21 protein-coding genes and 1 pseudogene are annotated in these 25,202 nt (G+C 72.7%); 15 read left to right on the forward strand and 7 right to left on the reverse strand.

Going from position 1 to position 25,202, the window contains the following annotated elements; genetic code table 11:
* Positions 1–10: 10 nt before the first annotated feature.
* The 3 genes from ACFV5H_RS05190 to glgX form a co-directional block, all read right to left on the reverse strand.
* Positions 11–1,861: an ABC transporter ATP-binding protein gene (locus ACFV5H_RS05190; RefSeq protein ID WP_385192947.1), complete on the reverse strand. Its 1,851-nt coding sequence runs from the start codon at positions 1,859–1,861 to the stop codon at positions 11–13.
* A complete protein-coding gene (locus ACFV5H_RS05195; RefSeq protein ID WP_385192949.1) occupies positions 1,858–3,807 on the reverse strand; it encodes an ABC transporter ATP-binding protein in 1,950 nt (649 codons plus the stop codon). Before ACFV5H_RS05195 ends, ACFV5H_RS05190 begins: the two co-directional genes overlap by 4 nt.
* A 150-nt stretch (positions 3,808–3,957) precedes the next feature.
* Complete coding sequence (gene glgX, locus ACFV5H_RS05200; protein ID WP_385192951.1) at positions 3,958–6,210, reverse strand: glycogen debranching protein GlgX; 2,253 nt, start codon at positions 6,208–6,210, stop codon at positions 3,958–3,960.
* Positions 6,211–6,399: 189 nt separating this feature from the next.
* Here glgX and ACFV5H_RS05205 point away from each other — a divergent pair, with 189 nt between their 5' ends.
* From ACFV5H_RS05205 to ACFV5H_RS05225, 5 genes are all read left to right on the forward strand, one after another.
* Positions 6,400–7,620 carry an Ig-like domain-containing protein gene (locus ACFV5H_RS05205; RefSeq protein ID WP_385057892.1) on the forward strand — a complete coding sequence of 407 codons (1,221 nt, stop codon included), beginning with the start codon at positions 6,400–6,402 and terminating at the stop codon, positions 7,618–7,620.
* Positions 7,621–7,770: 150 nt separating this feature from the next.
* Positions 7,771–9,021 (forward strand): Ig-like domain-containing protein, encoded by a 1,251-nt coding sequence (locus tag ACFV5H_RS05210; RefSeq protein WP_385057893.1) that lies wholly within the window; start codon positions 7,771–7,773, stop codon positions 9,019–9,021.
* 149 nt (positions 9,022–9,170) lie between these two features.
* Positions 9,171–9,782: a TetR/AcrR family transcriptional regulator gene (locus tag ACFV5H_RS05215; protein WP_385192954.1), complete on the forward strand. Its 612-nt coding sequence runs from the start codon at positions 9,171–9,173 to the stop codon at positions 9,780–9,782.
* Positions 9,779–10,189, forward strand: a complete 411-nt coding sequence (locus tag ACFV5H_RS05220) for a DUF6069 family protein (protein WP_385192955.1) — start codon at positions 9,779–9,781, stop codon at positions 10,187–10,189. Before ACFV5H_RS05215 ends, ACFV5H_RS05220 begins: the two co-directional genes overlap by 4 nt.
* Positions 10,190–10,390: 201 nt before the next feature.
* On the forward strand, positions 10,391–11,908 hold the full coding sequence (locus tag ACFV5H_RS05225; RefSeq protein ID WP_385192957.1) for a hypothetical protein: 1,518 nt from the start codon (positions 10,391–10,393) through the stop codon (positions 11,906–11,908).
* On the opposite strand, the pseudogene ACFV5H_RS05230 reads toward ACFV5H_RS05225, so the two are convergent.
* From ACFV5H_RS05230 to ACFV5H_RS05240, 3 genes and pseudogenes are all read right to left on the reverse strand, one after another.
* A pseudogene (locus ACFV5H_RS05230) lies at positions 11,880–12,264 on the reverse strand (hypothetical protein); the annotation flags it as partial. The gene ACFV5H_RS05225 and the pseudogene ACFV5H_RS05230 sit on opposite strands and share 29 nt — an antisense overlap.
* A 20-nt stretch (positions 12,265–12,284) precedes the next feature.
* On the reverse strand, positions 12,285–13,064 hold the full coding sequence (locus ACFV5H_RS05235; protein WP_385192959.1) for a GntR family transcriptional regulator: 780 nt from the start codon (positions 13,062–13,064) through the stop codon (positions 12,285–12,287).
* A complete protein-coding gene (locus ACFV5H_RS05240; RefSeq protein WP_385192961.1) occupies positions 13,061–13,603 on the reverse strand; it encodes a GntR family transcriptional regulator in 543 nt (180 codons plus the stop codon). Before ACFV5H_RS05240 ends, ACFV5H_RS05235 begins: the two co-directional genes overlap by 4 nt.
* 157 nt (positions 13,604–13,760) lie before the next feature.
* Between ACFV5H_RS05240 and ACFV5H_RS05245 the strand changes: the two genes are divergently transcribed.
* The 6 genes from ACFV5H_RS05245 (at position 13,761) to ACFV5H_RS05270 (ending at position 17,784) form a co-directional block, all read left to right on the forward strand.
* Positions 13,761–14,186 carry an ATP-binding protein gene (locus ACFV5H_RS05245; RefSeq protein WP_385193114.1) on the forward strand — a complete coding sequence of 142 codons (426 nt, stop codon included), beginning with the start codon at positions 13,761–13,763 and terminating at the stop codon, positions 14,184–14,186.
* A gap of 102 nt (positions 14,187–14,288) precedes the next feature.
* Positions 14,289–14,819, forward strand: a complete 531-nt coding sequence (locus ACFV5H_RS05250; protein ID WP_385192963.1) for a GNAT family N-acetyltransferase — start codon at positions 14,289–14,291, stop codon at positions 14,817–14,819.
* 172 nt (positions 14,820–14,991) lie between these two features.
* Entirely contained in the window at positions 14,992–15,759 is a 768-nt protein-coding gene (locus ACFV5H_RS05255) for an enoyl-CoA hydratase/isomerase family protein (protein ID WP_385050208.1), read from the forward strand.
* 274 nt (positions 15,760–16,033) lie between these two features.
* Entirely contained in the window at positions 16,034–16,537 is a 504-nt protein-coding gene (locus tag ACFV5H_RS05260; protein WP_385050210.1) for an ATP-binding protein, read from the forward strand.
* 70 nt (positions 16,538–16,607) lie between these two features.
* Positions 16,608–17,522, forward strand: a complete 915-nt coding sequence (locus ACFV5H_RS05265; RefSeq protein WP_385050212.1) for a MerR family transcriptional regulator — start codon at positions 16,608–16,610, stop codon at positions 17,520–17,522.
* 49 nt (positions 17,523–17,571) lie between these two features.
* Positions 17,572–17,784 carry an EF-hand domain-containing protein gene (locus ACFV5H_RS05270; protein ID WP_385050214.1) on the forward strand — a complete coding sequence of 71 codons (213 nt, stop codon included), beginning with the start codon at positions 17,572–17,574 and terminating at the stop codon, positions 17,782–17,784.
* A gap of 14 nt (positions 17,785–17,798) precedes the next feature.
* On the opposite strand, the gene ACFV5H_RS05275 is transcribed toward ACFV5H_RS05270, so the two are convergent.
* Positions 17,799–18,356: a glycoside hydrolase family 25 protein gene (locus ACFV5H_RS05275; protein ID WP_385050215.1), complete on the reverse strand. Its 558-nt coding sequence runs from the start codon at positions 18,354–18,356 to the stop codon at positions 17,799–17,801.
* 224 nt (positions 18,357–18,580) lie between these two features.
* Here ACFV5H_RS05275 and ACFV5H_RS05280 point away from each other — a divergent pair, with 224 nt between their 5' ends.
* From ACFV5H_RS05280 to ACFV5H_RS05295, 4 genes are all read left to right on the forward strand, one after another.
* On the forward strand, positions 18,581–19,624 hold the full coding sequence (locus tag ACFV5H_RS05280) for a sugar-binding transcriptional regulator (RefSeq protein ID WP_385050217.1): 1,044 nt from the start codon (positions 18,581–18,583) through the stop codon (positions 19,622–19,624).
* An 8-nt stretch (positions 19,625–19,632) separates the two neighbouring features.
* On the forward strand, positions 19,633–20,292 hold the full coding sequence (locus tag ACFV5H_RS05285) for a type VII secretion system-associated protein (protein WP_385050218.1): 660 nt from the start codon (positions 19,633–19,635) through the stop codon (positions 20,290–20,292).
* Positions 20,289–23,792, forward strand: coding sequence for a hypothetical protein (locus tag ACFV5H_RS05290; protein ID WP_385192966.1), 3,504 nt, complete (start codon positions 20,289–20,291; stop codon positions 23,790–23,792). Before ACFV5H_RS05285 ends, ACFV5H_RS05290 begins: the two co-directional genes overlap by 4 nt.
* Before the next feature lie 62 nt (positions 23,793–23,854).
* Positions 23,855–25,111 (forward strand): hypothetical protein, encoded by a 1,257-nt coding sequence (locus tag ACFV5H_RS05295; protein WP_385192968.1) that lies wholly within the window; start codon positions 23,855–23,857, stop codon positions 25,109–25,111.
* Positions 25,112–25,202 lie beyond the last annotated feature (91 nt).

The following is a 25,202-nucleotide window of genomic DNA, read 5'->3' on the forward strand; positions in this document are numbered from 1 at the left end:
GCCGTCGCGGCTACGCCAGACTGTCCCGCCAGGCCCGGTGCAGGTCGGCGAACCTGCCCGTCCCGGCGACGAGTCCGGCCGGGCTGCCGTCCTCCACGATCCGTCCGTGCTCCATGACCAGCACCCGGTCGGCGATCTCCACGGTCGACAGCCGGTGGGCGATCACCACCGCCGTACGCCCCTTCAGCACCGTCGCCATCGCCCGCTGCACCGCCCGCTCGCCGGGGATGTCCAGCGAACTGGTCGCCTCGTCGAGGATGAGGACCGCCGGGTCCGCGAGCAGCGCCCGCGCGAAGGCGACCAACTGGCGCTGACCGGCCGAGATACGGCCGCCCCGCTTGCGTACGTCGGTGTCGTAGCCGTCGGGGAGCGCGGCGATGAAGTCGTGCGCGCCGATCTCCTTCGCCGCCTGCTCGATCTCCTGGCGGGTGGCGTCCGGCCGGCCGATCGAGATGTTCTCGGCGACCGTGCCGGAGAACAGGAACGCCTCCTGCGTCACCATCACCACCTCGCGCCGCAGATCGCGTCCCGCGAGGTCGCGCAGGTCCACCCCGTCGAGCAGCACCCGGCCGTCGGTGGGGTCGTAGAAGCGGGCGAGCAGCTTCGCCAGCGTCGACTTGCCCGCGCCGGTCGAGCCGACGACCGCCACCGTCTGCCCGGCCGGCAGGGTGAGGCCGAAGCGGGGCAGCACCTCGCCGCCGGTGCGGTACGCGAACCGGACGTCGTCGAAGACGACCTCGCGGCCGGGGAGCCCGGAACGCCGCTCCGGCAGCTCGCGGGGGGCCGACGGCTCGGGCACGGACGGGGTCTGCGCCAGCAGGCCGGCGATCTTCTCCAGCGAGGCCGCCGCCGACTGGTAGGAGTTCAGGAACATGCCGAGCCGGTCGATCGGGTCGTACAGCCGGCGCAGGTACAGGACCGCCGCCGCCAGTACGCCCAGCTCCAGCGACTCGTCCGCGACCCGGTGGGCGCCCCACAGCACGATCAGCGCGACGGTGGTGTTGGCGGTGATCCGGGAGCCGACGACGTAGCGGGCCATCTCAAGGAGCGCGTCGCCGTTGGTCCGCTCGTGCCGCCGGTTCAGCACCGCGAACTCGGCGTCGTTGGCGGCCTCCCGGCGGAAGGCGCGCACCGGCCGGATGCCGTTCATCGTCTCGACGAACTTCACGATCACCGCCGCGATGGCCGTCGACCGCTTCCGGTACACCCGCCCCGCCCGCCGCCGGTACGACCGTACGAGCAGGTACAGCGGCACGAACGACGCCACCGCGACGGCACCGAGCCCCAGGTCCAGCCAGAGCAGCAGCACCGAGATGTAGACGGCCGACAGGATGACCATCACCAGTTCCTGAAGGCCCTCCTCCAGCAGCTCGCGCAGCGACTCGACGTCCGTGGTGGAGCGGGAGATCAGCCGGCCCGAGGTGTAGCGCTCGTGGAAGTCGACGCTGAGCGCCTGCGCGTGCCGGAAGATACGGCCGCGCAGATCGAGCAGCACGTCCTGGCTGACCCGTGCGGAGGCGGTGACGAACCCGTACTGCAGCGCGCCGGCCGCCACCGCGCACAGCAGGTAGCCCACCGCCACCGCGATCAGCGGCCCGTTGTCGTCGCCGCGGAACGCCGGCACGGCCCGGTCGATGGCGTACGCCACCAGCAGCGGGCCGGCCTGCACGGCGGCCTGCTGGAGCAGCAGCAACAGCGCGGTGACGGCGACCCTGCCGCGCATGGGGGAGAGCAGGGAACGCAGCAGTACGCCGGTGGCGCCCGGGGGAGTGGGCAGCTGGTCCTGGTCGAAGGGGTCGTCGGACGGCGGGGTCCGGTCGTCGTCCTCGTCCCGGGCGGGGGCGGTGGTGGTCGCCGTCATCGCTCGTCCTCCTCCTGGTTCCCCGCGGGGGCGCCGGACATGAGGTGCGCGTACTCGGGGTTGTCGCGCAGCAGTTCGTGGTGGGTGCCGACCGCGGTGATCCGGCCGCCGGAGAGCAGGGCCACGCGGTCGGCGAGCAGGACCGTGGAGGGTCGGTGGGCCACGATGAGGGCGGTGGTGTCCACGAGCACCCGGCGCAGGGCGGCCTCGACGGCGGCCTCGGTGTGCACGTCGAGCGCGGACAGGGGGTCGTCGAGGACCAGGAAGTCGGGGCGTCCGACGACGGCGCGGGCCAGCGCGAGGCGCTGGCGCTGGCCGCCGGAGAGGCTGAGGCCCTGTTCGCCGACCTGGGTGTCGGTGCCCTGGGGGAGTGCGTGGGCGAAGCCGGCCTGGGCGACGGCGAGGGCGCGCTCCAGGTCTTCGTCCCCGGTGCCGCCGCCCATCAGTACGTTCTCGCCGACGCTGGCCGAGAAGAGGGTGGGTTCCTCGAAGGCGACGGCGACGCGGGAGCGCAGTTCCTCGCGGGACATCTCCGCGATGTCCGCCCCGCTGAGCGTGATCCGCCCCGAGGTCACCTCGTGCAACCGGGGCACGAGGGCGGTGAGCGTGGTCTTGCCGCTGCCGGTGGCGCCGACGAGGGCGAGGGATTCACCGGGCCGGATGTGCAGGTCGATGCGGTCCAGCACGGGTGTCGACCCGTCGGGTGCGTCGGGGTACCGGAAGCTGACGTTCTCGAACCTTAGGCCTTCGATGCTGCCGGTGCCGGTGCCGGTGTTGGTGTCGGTGTCGGCCGGGGGGTGGGTGCGCCGCTCGGCGCTACGAGGTGCCGCCGCGCCCACCCGTGCCGCCCCAGCGGCACGACTGCCCGCGGCTGCGGTGGCACGACTGTCCGCGGCTGTGGTGGCACGACTGTCCGCGGCTGTGGCGGCACGACTGCCCGCAGTTGCGGAGGACTCCGGCTCCGCGTCCATCACCTCGAAGTAGCGTTCCGTCGCCGTCGCCGCCTCCTGGCTCATGGCCAGGAGGAAGCCGATCGAGTCCACCGGCCAGCGCAGCGCCAACGCCGTGGACAGGAATGCCACCAGCGTTCCCGCGGACAGCGATCCGTCCGCCACCCGCACGGCCCCCAGCACCAACGCCGCCCCGATGGCGAGTTCCGGCAGCGTCACGATGACGCCCAGGATCGTCGCCAGCAGCCGCGCCTTGTACAGCTCCGTCCCCCGCAGCTTCCCCGCCAGCTCCCGGAACGCCCGCGCCTGGCTGCGGTGCCGCCCGAACCCCTTGATGATCCGGATGCCGAGCACGCCCTCCTCGACGACCGTCGTCAGATCACCCACCTGGTCCTGCGCCAGCCGCGCCGCACCTGAGTACCGCTTCTCGAACACCACGCACGTGACCATCACCGGCACGGCCGGCACCAGGATGACCAGCCCCAGCGTCCAGTCCTGGATCAGCATGATGATCACACCGACCAGGATCGTCACGCCGTTGACCAGCAGGAACGTCAGCGGGAAGGCCAGGAACATCCGCAGCAGCATCAGATCCGTCGTGGCCCGCGACAGCAACTGCCCCGACGGCCACCGGTCGTGGAACGCGACCGGCAGCCGCTGCAGATGCCGGTACAGCCCCGCCCGCATCTCCGCCTCGACGTGCGACAGCGGACGCGCCACCAGCCACCGCCGGAACCCGAACAGCAGCGCCTCCGCCAGCCCGAGCAGCAGCAGGTACAGCGCGCCCAGCCACACCCCCGCCGGATCCCGGTCGGCGATCGGGCCGTCCACCATCCACTTCAGGACGAGCGGGATGACCAGCCCGATGCAGGAGGCGACGATCGCGACGAACGCGGCGCTGAACAGCCGCACCCGCACGGGCCGCACATACGGCCACAGCCGCAGCAGCGTACGCACGGTGGAGCGGGATTCCGGGGGAGAAGGTGTAGTGGGCATCAGCAGCGAGCCTACGGATCGCCGCTGACACTGCCCACCGAGTTTCGGCCGGACCACCCTCCGCCGCTGGTCCTACGACCTGCGGCTGCGGCGAAGCCGTACGCACCGCGTCAGCCGATCGGCCGATACCCGTTCGTGTGTCACGGACGGTCAGGTCCGCACCCGCAGCAGCAGTACCGTCCGGCCCGGCACCGTGATCCGTGTCCCCGCGCGGTGCTCCGCGCCCGGCGCCCGGTCCTGCTCCTCCCGCGCGGTGTCCACGACCACCTCGTACCGCTCCGCCCACGGCGGCCCCGGCAGCTCGAACTCCACCGGGTCGTGCCCCGCGTGCAGGACGGCCAGGAAGCTGTCGTCGAGGATCGGCGCCCCGTGCTCGTCGCGCCCCGGGATGTCCCGCCCGGAGAGGTACATGCCGAGCGTGGCGGCCGGCGCGTACCAGTCGTCCTCGGTCATCTCCGTGCCGCGCGGGGTGAACCAGGCCAGGTCGCGCAGCCCGTCCGCGGAGTGCGCGCGGCCGGAGAAGAAGGCCCGGCGGCGCAGCACCGGGTGCTGGTGGCGCAGGGCGATCAGCCGGGAGGTCAGCTCCAGCAGGGGCCGCCAGTCCGGGTCGTCCACGAGCGCCCAGTCCACCCAGCCGATCTCGTTGTCCTGGCAGTAGGCGTTGTTGTTGCCCCGCTGGGTGCGGCCCATCTCGTCACCGGCGACCAGCATCGGCACGCCCGTCGACAGCAGCAGCGTGGTGAGCAGGTTGCGCAACTGCCGTCGTCGTAGCGCCCGTACGTCCTCGTCGTCCGTCTCTCCCTCCGCGCCGCCGTTCCAGGACCGGTTGTCGTCCGTGCCGTCCCGGTTGCCCTCGCCGTTCGCCTCGTTGTGCTTGCGCCCGTACGACACGAGGTCGCGCAGGGTGAAACCGTCGTGCGCGGTGACGTAGTTGACCGAGGCGTACGGCCGTCGCCCGCCCCAGGCGTACAGGTCGCTGGAGCCGGACAGCCGGTAGCCCATCTCCCGTACGTCCGGCAGCGCGTGCCGCCAGAAGTCCCGTACGGCGTCGCGGTAGCGGTCGTTCCACTCCGTCCACAGCGGCGGGAACGCGCCCACCTGGTATCCCCCGGAGCCCACGTCCCACGGCTCGGCGATCAGCTTCACCCGGCGCAGCACCGGGTCCTGCGCGATCACCGCGAGGAACGGGGAGAGCATGTCGACGTCGTGCATCGAGCGGGCCAGCGCCGCCGCCAGGTCGAAGCGGAAGCCGTCGACGCCCATCTCGGTCACCCAGTAGCGCAGGGAGTCCGTGATCAGGCGCAGCACGTGCGGCTGGACGACGTGGAGGGTGTTGCCGCAGCCCGTGTAGTCGGCGTACCGGCGGGCGTCGGGCTGGAGGCGGTAGTAGCCGCGGTTGTCGACGCCCTTCAGGGAGAGCGTGGGGCCCAGCTCGCCCGCCTCCGCCGTGTGGTTGTAGACCACGTCGAGGATCACCTCGATCCCGGCCGCGTGCAGGGCCCGCACCATCCGCTTGAACTCGCCGACCTGCTGCCCCCTCGTCCCGGAGGCCGCGTACCCGGCGTGCGGGGCGAAGTAGCCGATGGAGTTGTACCCCCAGTAGTTGCGCAGCCCCCGGCGCAGCAGGTGGTCCTCGTGCGCGAACTGGTGCACCGGCAGCAGCTCCACGGCCGTGACGCCCAGCTTCACCAGGTGCTCGATCGCGGCGGGGTGCGCCAGCCCCGCGTACGTGCCGCGCAGCTCCTCGGGGATGCCGGGGTGCCGCCGCGTGAAGCCCTTGACGTGCAGTTCGTAGATCACCGAGTCCGCCCAGGGCGTCTTCGGCCGGCGGTCGTCCGCCCAGTCGTCGTCATCGTGGACGACGACGCCCTTGGGGACGTACGGCGCGGAGTCCCGGTCGTCGCGCACGGTGTCCGCGACATGCTGCTCCGGCCAGTCGCGGACGTGCCCGTACACCTCCGGCGGCAGCTCGAAGTCTCCGTCCACCGCACGCGCGTACGGATCCAGGAGCAGCTTCGCCGGATTCCAGCGGGCGCCCGTCCACGGGTCCCAGCGGCCGTGCACCCGGTAGCCGTACCGCTGCCCCGGCAGCACACCCGGCACGAAGCCGTGCCAGATCTCGTGCGTCAGTTCGGTGAGCCGGGCCCTACTCTCCCTGCCCCGCTCGTCGAACAGACACAGCTCGACCCCCTCCGCCCCTCCCGCCCACAACGCGAAGTTGGTCCCCGCCACCCCGTCCGGGCCGACCCGGAACCGGGCGCCCAGCGGCGTCGGCCGGCCCGGCCGCACGGGCACCGTGGGCACGGGCGGCGCCGGCCGCACGCCGTTCACGACGGCGGCCGGTCGCCCGTCCCCGGTGGCCCGCTCTGCGGCCACCGCCTCCTGCTCGGCTGCGCTGGACACCTGTCAGCCTCCCGCGGCTCGTGAGGGGACGGCGGCGGACAGGGGTGTACGGCCCTTTCCATCGGCTCGGCCGCGGCTCCCCGGCGCGTCGTCCTCCCACTGTTCTGCCCAGAGCGTGCCTCGCACTCACGTTTCCCCGGGGGGCGGCATGGTCGTTTCCCGGAGGCGAGGCCCGTCGTTGGGCATCGCGTGAGGTACGTACAAGGGCGCGCACGGCGCGCGAGGGCCGTGCTGGCCGCCGTAGTGACATGGGCAGGACTGCTGACCGGAGCCGCCGGCTGCACCGCGGACGGCACCGTCGGCGGGGCGTTCGGGCCCCCGGCCGCCGAGGACGTCATCCGCGTGTCGCCCGACGACGGCAGCAAGGACGTACGCCCCGACTCGGCGCTGCGGGTGCGCGTGCCGGACGGACGGCTGGAGTCGGTGGAGGTCGTCGCGGAGCAGGACGCGCGGGAGTCGCCGGTCCCCGGACGGATCTCCGCCGACGGGCTGACCTGGAAGCCCGACGACGCGCGGCTGGCGCTGGCCGCGAAGTACACCGTCGACGCGGTGGCCGTGGACGGCGACGGCCGCCGCTCCGCCCGGCACACCACCTTCACCACCTTTGTCCCGGAGGAACGCTTCATCGGCTACGTCGCCCCGGAGGACCGCTCCACCGTCGGCACCGGGATGATCGTCTCCCTGGAGTTCAACCGGAAGATCGCCCACCGCGCGGCCGTCGAACGAGCCGTCCGCGTCACCGCCCGCCCGGCCGTCGAGATCCGCCCGCACTGGTTCGGCGACTCCCGCCTCGACTTCCGCCCCGAGCGGTACTGGAAACCCGGCACCGAGGTCACCGTCGACCTGAACCTGCGCGACGTCGAGGGGGCGCCGGGTGTCTACGGCCTCCAGCACCGCACCTTCACCTTCACCGTGGGCCGCAGTCAGGTGTCGGTGGTGGACGCCGCCGGGCACACCATGCGGGTGCGCCGGGACGGGGAACTGCTGGCCACGGTTCCGATCACGGCGGGCGCGCGGAAGACGCCCACGTACAACGGCAAAATGGTGATCAGCGAGATGCTCGAGGTCACCCGCATGAACAGCCGCACGGTCGGCTTCGGCGGCGAGTACGACATCCCCGACGTCCCGCACGCCATCCGCCTGACCAGCTCAGGGACCTTCCTGCACGGCAACTACTGGGCCGACACCGACGTCTTCGGCGACTCCAACGTCAGCCACGGCTGCATCGGACTGCGCGACGTGAAGGGCGGCGGGGCGGACACCCCGGCGGGCTGGTTCTTCGACCGCAGCCTCATCGGCGACGTCGTCGAGGTTGTCAACAGCAAGGACAGGAAGGTCGCCCCCGACAACGGCCTCGGCGGCTGGAACATGAACTGGAAGAAGTGGAAGGCGGGCGGCGCGGTGAAGTGACTCCTCCGGCGGGCCGTTGAACTTGGAACGGAACGGTGACAAACCCGCCGCCTCGAACCCCTCTGGCCTGTGGTTACTATGCCCGAGCGCGCGAGGGGCGCGCGGGGGCGCGGGTCCGGCAGGGACTGGGCCCGCCGAGGGGAGAAACAAGTGAACGTGGGGCCCATATCGGGGGCGGCGCCGGTCGGCGCCCGGGGGCGCGGCGGCCGGAAGCTGGCGGCACTGGCGCTCGGCGTGATGCTGGCGGTGACCGCCTGCGGCGGTGGAGGCTCGGACTCGGGTACCGGCTCGGGTGACGGCAAGGGCAAGGGCAAGGACTCCACCGCGGCGCAGAGCAAGCAGTCCGAGGCCGTGGTCGGCATCGCGCCCGAGGACGGCGCGAAGTCCGTCGAGACCAGCGGCGCGCTGAAGGTGAACGCGAGCAAGGGCAAGCTGACCGAGGTCGTCGTCAAGAACCCGGACGGCGACAAGGTCGAGGGCGAGATATCCGGCGACGGCGCCACCTGGACGCCGTCCACCCATCTGGCCGCCTCCACCGAGTACACGGTGCACGCGGTCGCCAAGGACTCCGAGGGCCGCACCGCGGCCGAGGACTCCAGCTTCACCACGCTGACGCCGAAGAACACCTTCATCGGGCACTTCACGCCCGAGGACGGTTCCGAGGTCGGCGTCGGCATGCCGTTCTCGCTCCGCTTCACCCGGGGCATCACCAACCCCGAGGACGTGGAGAAGGCCGTCCGCATCACCACCGAGCCGGCCGTCGAGGTCGAGGGCCACTGGTTCGGCAACGACCGCCTCGACTTCCGCCCGGAGAAGTACTGGAAGGCCGGCACCAAGGTCACCGTCGACCTCAACCTCGACGGGGTCGAGGGCCGCGACGGCGTCTACGGCGAGCAGTCCAAGAAGGTCTCCTTCACCATCGGCCGCGAGCAGGTCTCCGTCGTCGACGCCAAGAAGCTCACGATGAAGGTCATGCGGGACGGCAAGCTCCTCAAGACCGTCCCGGTCACCACCGGCGCCCCCGGCTACGAGACCTGGAACGGCAAGATGGTCATCAGCGAGAAGCTGACGGTCACCCGGATGAACGGCGAGACGGTCGGCTACGGCGGCGAGTACGACATCAAGGACGTCCCGCACGCCATGCGCCTGTCCACCTCCGGCACCTTCCTGCACGGCAACTACTGGGGCGGCGACGCCTTCGGCAACCGCAACGCCAGCCACGGCTGCGTCGGCCTGCGCGACGTCCGCGGCGGCTGGGACAAGGAGGCCCCGGCCGCCTGGTTCTTCAACCAGTCGATGATCGGTGACGTCGTGGTCGTCAAGAACTCCAACGACGCCACCATCGCCCCGGACAACGGCCTCAACGGCTGGAACATGTCCTGGGAGAAGTGGAAGGCGTAAGCACTCGGGGCACTCCGTGCCCGATCGGCGACGGCGGGGCCGCACGGCCCCGCCGTCGCTTTTTCCTGTCCGGGCGCGAAAAGGGGAAGTGGACGGAGTGAGTGCTCACTCATTGACGGAGTGAGCACTCACTCCGTACTCTCGCCGTCATGACACCACCCAAGGAGAACCAGACCGCCCGCCGTCGCGCCGCCGCCATGTCACCGGAGCAGCGCCGCGAGATGATCATCCAGACCGCGATCCCGCTGATCACCGAGTACGGCGCCGCGGTGACGACCGCGAAGATCGCCCGCGCCGCGGGCATCGGCGAGGGCACGATCTTCCGGGTCTTCGCCGACAAGGACGAACTGCTGCAGGCCTGCGTGGCCGAGGCGCTCTCCCCCGAGCACGCGGTCCGCGAGCTCGACGCGATCGACGTCTCCCAGCCGCTGCCCGACCGGCTCACGGAGGCGGCCGAGGCGCTGCAGGCGCACATGTCCAGGATGGGCGCGATCATGGGCTCGCTGGGGCACCGAGGCGGCAAGCACCCCGGCACGGTGCGCGGCGCGGGCCGCGAAGAGTCGACGGCCCGTATCCGCGCGGCCCTCGCGGAGCTGCTGGAGCCCGAGAAGGCCGCCCTGCGCCGGCCGCCGGAGCAGATCGCGGCCCTCTTCTTCGGGCTGCTCTTCGTCCAGCCGCGTACGGAGGACGAGCCCGACCTGACCCCGCGGGAGCTGGTGGAGGTCTTCCTGCACGGGGCGCTCTCGGGGAACACCGAGTGAGCGCGCGGAGAAGGCGCCCGGTGGTCACGGCCCTGGCCGTCCTGGCCCCCGTCCTGGTGTGGCTGGTCACGGACCCGCTGCTGGGGCACCGGCTGCGGATCGCCGACGGCGAGCGGACGCTCGACATCGGCGCGGTGCCCGTGGCGGTCGTCGCCCTGCTCGCGTCGCTCTCCGGCTGGGGACTGCTGGCCGCCCTGGAGCGGTCCGGGGCGCGGCGCGCCCGCGCCGTCTGGACCGGGATCGCCGGCGCCGTACTGGCCGTGTCCTTCCTGCCGTTGGCCGGCGACGGCATGGACGGCGGCACCCGGGCCGCGCTGGCCCTGATGCACCTGGCGGTGGCGGCGGTGCTGATCCCGGGTCTGGGCGGCAGGCCCCCCACGGCGGGAACCGGTGCCGCTGAGGGGTGACCGCCGGCACCAGGGCACTCAGCTCGCGAACGCCGTCCTCACCCGCCGGGGACACCATCTGAAGGAGAGCCCGGAGGAAGCACCGGCCGATGTCGTACCCCTTCATCAGCACCGCGCTCGGGACGTGCCTGAGTGTCGCCGACGGCCCGTGGACACCGAAATCCACGGGTTGTTCGGTCACGTTCCAGGCAGGATGCCTCCGTGAACCATGTTCTGTGCGGGCTTGCCGCCAACGTAAGTCTGCCGTCCGAGCTGATCGACCGTCTGATCGCGGTCGCGGACGCCGACATCGCTGCGGACCTCGCTCGTCGAGCGGACCTCAGCCACGCGCAGGCGGTGGCGCTGGCCTCGCGTGTCGAGGAAAGCGCTGTGTCGCTTGCGTACGCAGGCCTGCTGACCGCCGCGGACATCGATCCCGCGACACAACCGGACGGCGCGCTCGCCCTGCTTGCCGAGCGCGCCGGAAACCCGGAATGGGCGCGCCTCTTCGCGGAAGATCCGGTCGTCGAGCGCCGGGAGAAGCTGGCCGGCTGCTCCGGCCTCCCGCCCGATGTGGTGGAGACGCTGGCCGCCGACTCGGACGTACGGGTCGTCGCGGAGCTCGCGTTGTGGGCGACACCGGAGACGGCCACCGGACTTGCGGCGCATCCGCATGCCGAGGTCCGCCGCGCGGTGGCGGCCAACGAGGCGACACCGCCGGCCGTACTGGCGGCGCTGCTCACCGGCGAGGGGCTGCCTCCCGCGCAGCGGTGTCTGGTCTGCGACCGTGAGGAGGTGCCGTTCGCGCACGATCCGCAATGCTCGCGACTCGACTGCGATCTGCCGTCCGGCGCCTCCTGCGACGGCTCCCACGAGTCCACCAGGCACGAGACGCAGCAGATGGCGATTCGGAATCCGGCCACACCCACCGAAGCCGTCGTCGGCTTCGTCGGCCACCCTTCGCTGCTGCTGCGCTGGGCGCTCGCCGGCCGCCCCGATCTGCCGTCGGAGGTCTGCGCTCGGCTCGCCGTGGATTCGAATTCCGGCGTTCGAGCCGACCTCGCCGAAAATCCGGCGATCGACGACGCCCTGATCCGCGTACTGGCCACCGACCGTGACCACGAAGTGCGGCGCAGGCTCGCCCACAACCCGCTCATACCGCTCGACGTGCTGACCCACCTCGCCGGCGCCACCAGGATCGGCGCCACCCTGCTGCCGCGGATCGCCTCCGCGTCCCCCGAGGAGGCCGAGAAGCTGGCCGGATCACCGAACCCGGCCGCGCGGATGCTCATAGCCCAGCGACGCGATCTGCCACCCGCTGTACGCGACGCGCTGGCCGCCGACTCCGACGCGAAAGTGGTCAAGTCCATCGCCCCGCACCCAGGTCTCTCGGAAGGCCGACTGCGCACCATGCTCGACCGGCACGGAGTCCGGGTCGTGGCCAAGGTGGCCGCCAATCCGGACGCGACTCCGGCACTTCTGGAGGACCTTGCCCGGCACGAACCACCGATGCGGAAGGCGTTCCGCGAGATCGCCCGGCATCGCGATGCGCCGGCACCAGCACTGCTCGCCTGCCTGGCGGACACACAGGCGAGACCTATAGCCGCCAGTCACGCGGCACTTCCGCCGCCCATCATCGAAGAGCTGCTCACCGACGCCGACTGGCAGGTGGTGGAGGCGGCAGCCGCCAATCCTTCGCTGCCCCTCGCTGTCATGTCGGATCTGATACCCCGGCTGTAAGACCTGGTGAATCGAAGCCTCGGCCCGCCGGCTCAAGCGCTGCCTGGTCCAGCGGCAGCACCTCGTGCACGACCGTGCGCAAGTCCCCGTGCGCGGCATCGGCGAACTGGGACGACCGTACGGCCTGCCGGTCGGGTATGGCGCCGGAGCTGAAAGTGGCGAACGACAATGACCTGCGGAAGGCGTCCATCAGCCGCATGCCGAAGTCCGCCGGTGGCTGCCCGCCGACCACGCCGACCACGCCATGCCACCCGTTGGAGTTCAGCTTGCCCAGGAAAATGGGGAAGCCGGGGCCCCACGACATCGAGCATCACGTCGAAACCCGCCGGTACGTCCGGGCCGCCCTCGCCGGAGCGGCTGTTCTGCGAGGACAAGCTCAGCCAGGTGTGAACTCGTACTGGAGCTCGTACAGATGGCCCGCCTTGACCATGACGGTGGCTTCCACGGGGCGTTCGTCGTCGCTGTAGACGACGCGCAGGGTGCGGAGCACAGGGAGATCGCTGGGCAGGTTCAGGGCCTGGTAGTGCTCCTGGGTGGGGACCCTGGCCGAGACCCGGTCCACGCTCAGGCGTGGCGGGAAACCGAGTTGGCCGAGGAGCGTCGGGGTGCCGCCCTTGATCTTCCGCTTGGCCGTGAGAGCGGTGTCCTGGGCGATGGACAAGGGGTAGTAGGACTTGACCAGTTCGACCGGTTCCCCGTCGATCGACAGGATCTGATGACGTAGGACCGTGGTCTCGACGTCGTCGAGACCCAGCGCGGACGCGACGTCGGTCGGAGGGCGGGTCTCAACCACGTCGAGCAGCGTGCTGTGCGCCGGGGCGCCGAGTTTCGCGGCCTCGGCCAGCCAGCGGTACGGCTTTCCCGGCTCCGCGGGAGCCATGTACGCGGCCGGGCGCACCGTTCGCTGCCGGTGTTCGCGAACGGTGACGGCGGCCCCGGCGCGACCCACCACGAGCTGCTCGTCCTTGAGGAGTTGCAGCGCTTTCTGGATCGTCGCGTTCGAGGCGTCGAATCTCTCCTTGAGCTGTGCCGTGGAGGGCAGGTTGGCGCCCGGTGCCAGGTCGCCGCTCATGATTTCGTCGCGGAGATCGGCGGCGATCCGCTCATGGAGCGACCGTCGGTCCGGCGAGTCGGTGTGGGTGATGGGCACAGTCATCCGATCCGGATCTCGTAGCGCAGGCGTTGCCGGTGTGCCGGCATGACCATCATGTCGACCTGAAAGGGACGGTCGTCGCTGTCGAGTGTGACCCGGCTCAGTCGGAGAACCGGTTCGTCCGGGCCCAGGTGCAGGACTTCGCGTTCCTCCGCGTCAGGCATCCGCGCGGTCACGTCCTCGTGTACGCGGGCGCCGACGTGCCCACGTTCGGCGAGGAAGGTCACGGCGCCGCCCGGGATTTTCCTCGCCTCGGCGAGGCGGGTGCCCCGGGCGAGGGGCGCGGGGTAGTAGGTGTCCGTCAGCTCGCACGGCTCTCCATCGAGTTCGATCACCCGGCGGCGCACGATCACCGTCGCTTCCGTGGGCAGCCCGAGAAGCGTGGCGACCTCCTCCGGGGCCGACGTCTCGCCGGCGTACGTGATGCGCTGCGTGCCCTTGCCTCCACGGGACTCGGCTTCGGCCGCCCAAGCGTCCGGTCGCCCCTTCTCCCGTGCGGTCAGGTACGGCAGCGAGGTACTGACCCAGGTGCTGTCGCTCACTGTGTCCTCCATGGAGGGGCGAATGTTCGAGCTTGCCGCTTTACACATTAAGCGAGTCGCTCAGGATCATCACCTCCACTCCTCACCTATCTGCTTTTTGCGAATAGTGGTACGGTGTTCCGGACCGTACACCACTGGATCAAGGCGGTGGCTCACCGTGTCTCTGTCACGGCAACGTCGATTTCCGCGGGCGCGTCGCTCCGTGCCCGCCGCGCGCGCGTTCGCTCTCGAAACACTCATGGAGTGGGGCTACCGGGACCGGCAGGACGATGTGCGTCTCTGCGTGTCGGAGTTGGCGACGAACGCTCTGCTGCACGGCGTCCCACCGGGGCGTGAGTTCTCCCTCGCGCTGACTGGAGACGGCCCCCTCGTCCGCGTCGAGGTACGCGACAGTGGAGAGGGAAGCCCGCGGGTGAGAGAGGCGGAGGCGGACGACTGCGGAGGCAGGGGGCTCCACCTCGTCATGGCTCTCGCCGACGACTTCGGCGTGACACCGCACCATCCCGGCAAAACCGTCTGGGCGGTGCTCAAGATGGAACCCTCGAAGGTGGAGGCGGCGGTGGAAGCAGCTGGGTGCACGTGACTCAACGCCCGCTTCGGGCGTATCTCCTCCCAACTGGAATGCCGGGTTCAACCGCGTGCTCTCGGCTCGTGCCCACGAAGCCGCCCGTGCGAGGATCGCGACGTGAACGACCTGCGCTTCCGCCTCGCCGAGGAGGCCGACCTCGCCGCTCTCGTCCGGCTGCGTGACGACGCCGCCCGCTGGATGCGCGCCCAGGGCATCACCGGCCAGTGGCGGCCCGGTCAGCTCGACGAGGACCACTTCCGCGGGGTCATGGTGAGCGGTGAGGTCTGGCTCGCCGAGGCCGACGGCCGTGTGGCCGGGGCGTGGGAGCTGTGGTGGGAGGACGAGGACGCCTGGGGGCCTCAGTCGCCGGTGGCCGGCTACGTGCATCGGCTGATGGTGGACCGCGGCAACGCCCGGCCGGGGACGGGGCGGTTCCTGCTGCGTGCCGCGGAGCGCCGCATCGCCGCGGCGGGTCGGGCGTTCGTGCGTCTGGACTGTCTGGCCGGCAACGCGCGCCTGAACGCCTACTACCTGGACGCCGGCTACCGGGTCGTCGGCCACAAGGCGGGCAAGCCGCAGCCGGGCGGGGCACCCAAGTCGTTCACCCTCCTGGAGAAGGCCTGCGAACCGGTCGTAGTGGCTGAGTGACTGTGGCCAAGGGGGCGACGCCCCCCCCGCTGAGGGCCACGACGGCGGGAGAGCCGCTGACGGAATCGAGGACGAGGCCCTGCGCGGTGGCGCGAGCCTGCTTCGGCTCGGTGGAGGTCGGCCGGGCGGCCCGAGGTGTCCCCGGGTGTGAACGCCCGCTAACCTGCGGAGCATGACCGTACATCTCGAAGTCGCCGAAGGCGTCGGCACGCTGCGGCTGGAGCGGCCGCCCATGAACGCGCTGGACGTCGCCACGCAGGACCGGTTGAAGGAGCTCGCCGAGGAGGCCGCGCGGCGTGAGGACGTGCGTGCCGTGGTGATCTACGGCGGGGAGAAGGTGTTCGCGGCGGGCGCGGACATCAAGGAGATGCAGGCCATGGACCACGCGGCCATGGTGCTGCGCTCCAAGGCCCTTCAGGACTCCTTCACGGCCGTGGCCCGCATCCCCAAGCCGGTCGTGGCCGCCGTCACCGGCTACGCGCTCGGCGGCGGATGCGAGCTGGCGCTCTGCGCCGACTACCGGATCGCCGGGGAGAACGCCAAGCTGGGCCAGCCCGAGATCCTGCTCGGCCTGATCCCGGGCGCGGGCGGCACCCAGCGGCTGTCCCGGCTGATCGGCCCCTCCAAGGCCAAGGACCTCATCTTCACGGGACGCCAGGTGCGGGCCGACGAGGCGCTGGCGCTCGGCCTGGTGGACCGGGTGGTGCCCGCCGACGAGGTCTACGCGCAGGCGCACGCGTGGGCCGCGAAGCTGGCCCAGGGTCCGGCGATCGCGCTGCGCGCGGCCAAGGAGGCGGTCGACACCGGTCTCGAGACGGACATCGACACCGGCCTCGCCGTCGAGCGCAACTGGTTCGCGGGCCTGTTCGCCACCGAGGACCGCGAGCGGGGGATGCGCAGCTTCGTGGAGGAGGGGCCGGGCAAGGCGAAGTTCCTGTGAAATCTCTTACGAGCCCTTGCAATTGACACGATGTCTGATTCCGGGTCCCTCGATGGGGCGGTTCATGGGAGCCTTGGGGCACCCTTAAGCCGTTCGTGTCGAGGGAGTCCGTCGATTGCCTGAGCGCGAGCCGTTTCCCCAGGTCGGGCGGCATTTCGGAGGATCCGAAATGCCTTCGGCGCATGTCGGCGTCCCCTTGTCGGACGGGGGCGTACGGGGGGCGTATTCCCCCGGAACGGCCCCCGGGGGTCCCTCGGACGGCCATGATGGGGGCATGGCGGGGCTGGATGGCAGGGAACAGCCGCGGGGAGACGGACGTGCGACCGCGTCGCGCTGGTCGCCGACGGTCGAGGACGAACGCGCGCTGAAGGCGCTGGAGTTGTTCGGCAATCCGACGGAGGCGGAAGTTCCGCTGCCGTCCCGTCCCGAGTCCGCCGCCACCGCCCGCCGGCTCGCCCAGGTGGTCATCCTGCGGGAGTGGGGTCTCACCGCCAAGACCGCCGAGGACGCCGTCCTGCTCGTCTCCGAACTGGTCGGCAACGCCGTACGGCACACCGGCGCCAGAGTCTTCGGCCTCCGCATGCGCCACCGGCGCGGCTGGATCCGGATCGAGGTCCGCGACCCGTCCCGCGGACTGCCCTGTCTCATGCCGGTCCAGGAGATGGACATCAGCGGCCGGGGCCTCTTCCTCGTCGACAAGCTCGCCGACCGCTGGGGCGTGGACCTGCTGCCCCGCGGCAAGACCACCTGGTTCGAGATCCGCGTGATGGACCGCTGAGGGTCCCCGAAGGGCTTCCTCACCTGCGTGGCTTGAGTCTCCAGCCACTGGAGGGCCCAGACTCCCGGACATGACCGACGACGGCACCGGACTTCTCACCATCGGCGAGCTCGCCCGGGCGACCGGGATGTCCGTGCGCACCATCCGCTACTGGTCGGACGAGGGCGCCCTGCCCCCGGTGGCCCGTTCGGCGGGCGGGTACCGGCTCTACGACGCCGGCTCCGTCGCCCGCCTGGAACTGGTCCGCACCCTGCGCGAGCTGGGCCTCGGCCTCACCGACGTACGCCGGGTGCTGACCGGTGAGACGACGGTCGCGCAGGTCGCGGCGGCGCACGTGGCCGCGCTGGACGCGCGGATCCGGTCGCTGAAGGTGACCCGCGCGGTGCTGTCGACCGTGGCACGACGCGGCTCGACCGCGGAGGAGACGACGCTCATGAACAAGCTGGCACGGCTGTCCACCGCCGAGCGCAAGCGGATCATCGAGGACTTCATGGCGGAGGTCTTCGACGGCATCGACACCGCGGACCCCGACATCCGCACCCGCCTGCGTTTCGCCGCGGCCGACCTGCCCGACGACCCCACCCCCGAGCAGGTGGACGCCTGGGTGGAGCTGGCCGAGCTGATCCAGGACCCGGAGTTCCGGACCACCATGCGCAGGATGATCGAGTTCAACGCGGCGGACCGGGGGCCGGACGTCCCCTCCGGCAGCTCCCTGTGGTTCATGAGCCGGTTGGTGCGGCTCGCGGGCGGGGCGATCGGGGACGGCATCGCGCCGGACTCGCCGCGGGCCGCCGGTGTGCTGCGCGAGCTGATCGGGGACGCCGACCCGGCCGCCGTACTGGAACGCCTCGTGGCGGCGACGAACGTGCGCCTCGCCCGCTACCGCGTGCTGTCCGCGATCGTGAACGGTCTGGAGCCGCCCTCCGCCCACGAGGAGCGGTTCGGGTGGGTGGTCGCCGCACTGGAGTCTCAGCTGGCCCGATAATCTGACCTGCGTCAGCAAGACGGCAAAGTACGAGATGAGGGGCGGACCGGTGGCGGACATCGAGGAAGCGCGCAAGCAGTTCGAGCGGATCGACACGGACGGGGACGGGTTCATCACCGCTGCCGAGTTCAAGGCCGCCCTGGCGCAGGGCGGGGACTGGAACGTCACCGAGGCGGTCGCCGAGGCCGTGATCAAGTCCCAGGACCTGAACGGCGACAAGGTCCTGTCGTTCGACGAGTTCTGGGCGCACCTGAACAAGTAGGCGTGGTCCGAGGGCTAGGCGTCCTCGGCCCACTCCTGCAACGCCGACCTGCTGGAGAAGTCCGCGACGTTCTTGTCCAGCGGGTCGTCGGTGTACTGGTGGAAGCGCCACTTCGCCTGGATGCGGGGCTTCCCGGCGGTGACGTAGTCGGCGATCCAGAGGCCGTCGCCGTCGTAGGACGTCGTGTCGACGTTCAGCCAGAAATCCCGATTGCAGTACAGAATCACCCTGTGGTGCGGGCGTAGCTCCTTCACCTTCCTGATGAAGCGGTCCTTCTCCGCGTTGCTCGCCCGTGTTCCCCCGCCCGTGGTCTCCCAGTCGACCGCGAGGACGTCACCCCGCTTCTCCGGGGTCCTGCTCACGAAGTACTCCGCCTGGGCCGTGAGGTCGCCCGGCCAGAGGAAGTGGTAGAAACCGACGACCAGGTCGGCGTCGCGGGCCCGCTCCGTCTGGGCCGAGAGCTTGGGGTTGGTGTACGAACGGCCCTCCGTCGCCTTGATGAAGACGAAGGACAGGCCGTCGGTGTCGTACGAGGACGGCTGGTACGCACTCACGTCGATGCCGCGCAGCATGGGGCTCCCTGAGGTGCTGGTGGGGGGAGGGGAGTCGGACGATTCCTTCCCCACCCTGACACGGGCGACCCGTCCAACAGGTGGAAAGTCCGGTTCCGGCGGTCACTGACGCCCCTGGTGTCACTCCTATGTCGCTTCCCCGTCATGTACTGCTCACTTCGCACAGATGAACTAGCCGGAGAAGTGACGTGAGTCGACGACCGATGAGAGCGCGGAGAGACGACATGGCCGAACCGGCTGAGGTGGTGGCGTTACCCGCGCCGATCGACACGCTCCTCGCCGCCGCCGTCGCCCGGCGCTTCTACCTGGAGCACCGGTCGAAGGTGGAGATCGCCAAGGAGCTCGGCATCAGCCGGTTCAAGGTGGCCCGCCTCCTCGACGCGGCCGTGGCCCACGACATCGTGCGGATCGACATCACCGTCCCGGCCGAGATCGACGTCCCGCTCGGACGGGCACTGACCGAGCGGTTCGGACTCCGGCACGGCATCGTTGTCAACCTGGGCCGCGGCGAGGGCGGTACGGCGGCGCCGGCGGACCAGCGGCAGAGCGGGCGCTGGCTCGGCACGGCGGCGGCCCGGCTGATCTCGGAGATCGCCGAGGAGGGCGACGTCCTCGGACTGGACGGCAGCCACGCGGTGGACGCGCTCAGCGAGGCGGTCACCCGGCTGCCGCCGTGCGACGTGGTCCAGCTGACCGGGGTGCACGGGCGGGACCTCGCCCATGACGCCGCGATCACCGCGGTCCGCCGTACGGCCGCGGCGGGCGGGGGCAGGGCGTTCCCGCTCCACACCCCGTTCCTGCTGCCCGACGCGGTGACGGCCGCCGTCCTGCGCAGCCAGCCCGCCACCGCCGAGACGCTGGACCGGTTCGGCCTGGTCACCAAGGCCGTCGTCGGCATCGCGGCGTGGGACGCACCGCACTCCACGGTGTACGACGCCCTGTCCGAGCGGGAGCGGGAGACGCTCCGGGAGGCGGGAGCGTGCGCCGAGGTGGCCGGCCATGTCCTGGACGCCGCGGGCCGGGTGATCCCCACCGAGCTGAACGCCCGCACGATCGCCGTCAGCGCCGACGAACTCCGTGGCGTCACCGAGCTGATCGGCGTCACGGCCGGTGGACGCGGCACCGGGGCGGTCCGCGCCGTACTGAGCTCCGGACTGCTCACCGGAGTCGTCACGGACGCCACGACCGCGCGCCGCCTCCTCTGGCACGACGACCCGGACGACCCGGCGCGGACCGCATCCGCGCCGTCGTCCCGATCCACCGAATGAGGACAGCGATGAGCCAGCAGGACGAGGCGCTTCCGCCCGTTCCGGACGACATCCGCGAGGCGGGCCGCCTCGCCCCGGACCACTGGCTGGGGGTGGTCGACCCGATGTGGTCCGGGGAGGGGAAGCCCCCGGAGTGGGCGATGACCGGCCGGTGGCGGTCCGGGCTCGACGGCGAGATCGTCGAGTGGGAGGACAACCCCGAGTACCGGCCGTCCCCGCGCGCGCTCGGCTGGCCCGAACCGGAGGACGAGGTGGACCGCGCCGTCCAGCTCGCGTCCACCGGATACGGGCCCGGCGAGGCGGTGCCGGCCGCGCTGGTGGGGCGCGAGGTGGCCGTGCTGACGGCGCCGGGCGGCGGTCCGCTGAGTGCGGCGGCGCCGGACGGGACGCCGGTCGTGCCGGTGTTCACCTCGTCGGTGTTCCTGCACACGGCGGGGCGGTTCGCCTTCGAACTCGTCGGCGTCGACGACCTGGTGACGCGCGTCCCCGAGGGGCACGTGCTGTATCTGAACCCCTCGGCCGCGGTGGGCATGCTGCTGGACCTCGACGCCGTACGCGACGCGGTCCGGGGCGGTGCGGAGGAGCGGCCCGCCGCCACCACCGCCGTCGGGCGCACGGCGCCGGTGGTCACCGAGGCCGTTCACCCGGTCCGGGGGACGGACGCGTGAGCCGCTGGTCGTCCGTGATGCCGGGCCGGGGACGCAGGTCCGGCTCCGGCAGGGGCCGCGGCGGTACGGCGGCCCCGGCCGGCGGTGCGAACGGCACCGGGAACCGGGGCGTCGGCGGGCCCCCGGTCGAGGACGTCGACGGTGTGCTGCTGGTGCGCTCGGTCGAGGACGACTCGTTCCCGCTGGACGTCGTCGCCGAGGTGGCGGGCGCCGTCGGGCGGGAGGAGGACGTCGTCACGGTGATCGTGGGCTCCGCCGCCGGGGGCGGGGCGCCCGACGCCGACCACTGGGCACGGCTGGGCACGCTCCTCGACTCCCTCCGCGCGCGGGGCACCGACCGGGTCCGGCTCGTCATGTCCGGCGCCGGTGACGACCGGCCGGACCGGCCCAGCGTCGCCCGCAGGATCGCGGACGCCTGGGAACTGGAGGTGACGGCTCCGGACGGGGCCGTCCTGATCACGCCCGGGGGCACGCTCTTCGTCCACGGCGACTCCCGCCCCGGCTGTGCCTGGTGGCGGTTCGCGCCCGGTGCGGAGCCCCGGAAGGCGGGCCGGCGGGCGCCGGCCCCCGCCTGGGAGGAGGCGCTGGACGGGGTGCCCGCGCGCACGGCCGGCGGCTGTGTCGTGGACCGTGTCCCGGCGGGCGTGGTGATCCGCCCGGCCGAGGCCCCCGGGCCCGCCCCCGACGACCTGTGCTTCTCCGTGCCCGTCGACTTCGAACGGTTGACGGTGCTGGTCGGTGCCCCGCAGGCGGAGGACGTCGGCGCCGACGAGGTGGCCGCCGTGCTCGCGGGGCTGCCGGAGGCGGAGCGCGCCCGCACCCGGCTCGCGCCCGGCGGCCGACGCGACCTGCTGCGGCTCGGGCAGTCGGTCGCCGACCTGCTGGGCACCGAGGTGGAGGTGCTCACCGGCCTGCCGCTGCTCGACGACCACGCACCGCCCGGAACCCCTCCCCGGCCCACGCTGGTCGGGCTGGACGGGAGGCCGAGCTGGCGGCCGTTCGTGTCGTCCGTGGTCTGCGGACCGGTCGACGCCGAGGGGCGGGCTCCCGTCCCCAGGCCGGTGGAGATCCACCCGCCCGACTGGATCCTCGGCGGCGGCGAACGGGGGACGGTACGGCTGACGGACCACTGGCAGGCGACGGTGACCCGGGCCGGCCTCGCCCTGTGGGCACCGGACGGACCCCGCCCGGGGCCGCTCGGACCGGCCGTCGACCCGGAGGCGTGCGCCATCGAACTGGGCATGCCGGGACAGCCGTTGGACGACTCCCTGCTGCCCGCGCTGTCCCGCCTCGTGCGCGGCCTCGGCACCGACGTCCGCGCACGCACCAACCTGCTGGTCCGCGGCAGACTCCTGGCGGGCGACGGCGCCCTCCGCCGCCTGGCCGCCGAACACGGCATACCGAACATCCGCTACGTCACCTCCGGCCGGCCCTCACGCCCCGGCCCGGCGACCGGCCGACCGGCCACGGCGACCGGCCGGCCGGCCACGGCCGCGGAGCCCGGCCGTGTCCCACCGCCGGGGCGGGCAACCCATGGGCCCGGTACGGACGCCGGCGGCCCGTCGGCCGCCGAGCCCGGTCAGGCTGTGCCGACCGTGGCCCACGGGCCCGGTACAGCCCCTGCGCTGCCTGTTGCCGGGGTGGGCCGGGGGCCCGGCGGGCCTGGTGAGGTTTCGGCGGCCGGTGGGGTGGGTCGTGGGTCCGGTACGACCCCTGCGCTGCCTGTTGCCGGGGTGGGCCGGGGGCCCGGCGGGCCTGGTGAGGTTTCGGCGGCCGGTGGGGTGGGCCGTGGGTCCGGTACGACCCCTGCGCTGCCTGTTGCCGGGTCTGCCGCCGGAGCGGGCCGGGGGCCCGGCGGGGCGGTTGGCGGTCAGCAGGCCGGCGGGCCCGGTCGTGCTGTGCCGCCCGGTGCGTCGGGCCGGGGGGCTGGCGGGGCGGTTGGCGGTCAGCAGGCCGGCGAACCCGGTGAGGTTTCGGCGGCCGGTGGGGTGGGCCGTGGGTCCGGTACGACCGCTGCCCCTTCGGCCGCCGGGCCCGGCGCCGGGGGGACCCGTCGGTCCGGTACGGCTGTGAGCGGTCCGTCGGCCGCCGGGTCCGGAGGCGGGGTGGCCCGTCCCGACGGTGTGGCTGCCGCCGATCCGCAGGCCGCCGGGCCCGGGGCACCGGTGTCCCCGCCTGCCGCGTCCCCGGATGCCCTTCAGGGCGATGCGGCCGCCGAAGTGAACGGGCCTTCGGCTGCCGGTCCTGTCGCGTCCCCGGATGTTCAAGTGGATGCGGATGCTCCCGGCCGGCCGGCCGCCGGTGCCGGGGGAGCGGTGGGTGCGCCGCCGGGGTCTTCGTCGGAGGTCGCCGAACCCGAGGAAGCGGGGCGCGGGGCGCCCGTGCCCGCCACGTCCTCGGAGTCCCGTCCCGAGGGGCGGTCCGCCGAGGGGTCCGCGACTGCCGCGTCGCCGGAGGCCGGAGCCGGGGCCGGGGCCGGGGCCGGCGTCGGGAGCGAGCCGGGGGCTCCCGGGCCCGGTGCGGCGCCGGACGGCGGGGCGGGTCCGGGGGCCGCGGGGCCTCGGTCCGCCTCCTCGGCCGGGGCGCGCCCCGGAGCCGACGGTGTCGTCGGCGGGGCGGGGCACGCCGCCGGTGAGCGGAGCGGTCCGGGGCCGGCCGGCGGCCGGGCCGTACGTGCCGAGGCGCCGACGGGACCGCGGGGGCGGGCCGGGGAGGCGTCCGCGCCGCGCCGTGCCGCCCTTCCGTTCGTGCCCGGGCACGTCAGCGGGCCCGCCGAGCGTGCCGCGTTCCGGGATGCCGCGGCCGGTGCCTGGGAGGGGCACGCCGCCGCCGTGTCCCGGGTGCTCACCCGGATGCCCGCCCTGCGCGGTCACGAACTGGAGGCCGCGCGGACCGACCTCGTCGCCGCGCACGCCTACCTCACCGCCGAGGAAGGGCCCCTGCACCACCGTGAGCTGATCCGGGACCTGCACACCGGCGAGGGGCGCCTGCTGCCCTACGCCGGGTGTCTCGCCTCAGCTCTGCGCCGGCTGCCCTCCTACCGGGGCGTGGCCCTGCGCGGCGGGGACGCCGACGGCCCCGAACCGGCGGTCGGCACGCTGCTGCACGACCCCGCCCCGGTCAGCGCCCTGGCCGGAGCCTCCGCGCTCCCCGCCGGGGCTCCCGTGCGCTACGCGGTCTGGTCCGTCACCGGACGCAAGGTACGGCAACTGATCGACCGGCCGGGCGGGCCCCCGGAGGCGTACGAGGAGATCGTCTTCGTGCCGGGGACCGGCTTCCGGGTGCTGGGGGTACGGACCGTGCCCGCGGGCCCCTCCGTCGTACTGCTGCGTGAGCTCCCCGGGAACGCGACCGCCTACATGGACGGGTCGGAGGAACTGAGCGGACTGGACCTCAAGGCCCTCACGCACCTCGAGGAGGCGCTGGCCAAGGGCTTCCGCCTCGGTGACGACCCGCAGTGGCCGGAACGCTGTTCCGGGCCCGTGGGCCAGGACGGATAGCGAGCGGGGGCGCACCGCACGACCACCCATCACCCCACAGTCCACACAGATCGAGGAGAACGATGGCAAGCCAGAAGAAGCCGCCCGCTCCCGACGGGCCCGACGGCACGGGAGACCCGGGCGGCTCGTCCGTCCGCAGGGCCGTCTCCCTCGGGTCGGCGGCGGCCGACCCCGGCCCGATGCTGGCACCGGCCGCACGGCGTACGACCGCACCGGAACCCGGCGAGGGCGGCACCGGGGGAACCGGGGAAGCGGCGGAGACGGCCCGGCCGGCCCCGGACACCGCTGAGAGCGAGGCCGCCCCCGCGCCGGCCGCCACCACCGGGGAACCGGCCGCGACGGCCACCGCGTCCGCCTCGCGGGAGCGGCCGGAAGCGGAGAGCGGGAGCGCCGCCGAGCCGGCCGTCGCAGCCGCCGGAGCCGGTGAGGCCGCCGGAGTGGGCGGAGTGGGCGGGGCGGGCGGAACCGCCGCCGCTGCCGCCGCCGGTGCGGACGGGCCGCCGTCCGGGAACCCGAAGAAGCCCCTGCTCGCCGCCGCCGGTATCGCGGGCGTCGTCCTCCTCGCCGTGCCGCTGCTGATCTGGGCCACGGACGACTCGCGGCAGAAGAAGGACAACGTGGCGGTGGCCGCCGGGTCCGACACCCTGCTGGAGGAGGACTCCCCGGAGGTGCCGAAGGGCGACTACGCCGCGGCGGAGCCCACACCGGAGCCGTCGACCGGGAAGCCGTCCGCCAAGCCGAGCCCCGTCGTCAAGAAGCCCGTCCCCCCGGTGACGAGTTCGGCCCCCGCCCCGGTCAGCGAGTCGCCCGAGGCGACGACGAAGAAGGCGGAGCCCCGGACCGAGAAGCGCGAGGCCCCCGAGGTCCCGCCGAACACCGCCGCCTACGCCGTTCAGCGGCTGGCCGCCTCGGATCCCGGCCGGCACATCTGCTACCGGGTCCACAGGAAAGGTGCCGGCTGGACGACCCCGAGGTGCGACGGGGCCATGTCGGGCCAGGGGCTGCCGATCACGGCCATCAACATCGCGGTGGTCGGCGCCAAGAAGGTGTCCGCCAACGAGTACGTCCAGAAGGACGGCTGGACGACCGCGTGGTCGAGCGCGGCCGACGCGACGGATCTGACGCTGGGCAGCGACTCCCCGAACGCGCCGAACCTCAGCGGCTACGCCATCGGCGTCGAGGACGGCAACGTCTGCCACCACCACAAGCTTGGCGGGCACGACTGGGGCGCCTACCTGTGCGAGTCGTCCGAGGGCTGGAGATTCGGTGGGTCGCTGGAGCCGCAGACGTGGCTGGAGTCCGTCAAGTTCAACGTCTGAGGTGCGCGACAGCGCGGTGGACGCCCCCCCGCCCCCGGCCGCGGGCGTCCGCGCTGACCGGGGGGGCGGCGGTGCCAACACCAGGCCGGCG

Source organism: Streptomyces sp. NPDC059787 (genome assembly GCF_042732315.1).
Classification (GTDB): Bacteria; Actinomycetota; Actinomycetes; order Streptomycetales; family Streptomycetaceae; genus Streptomyces; species Streptomyces atrovirens.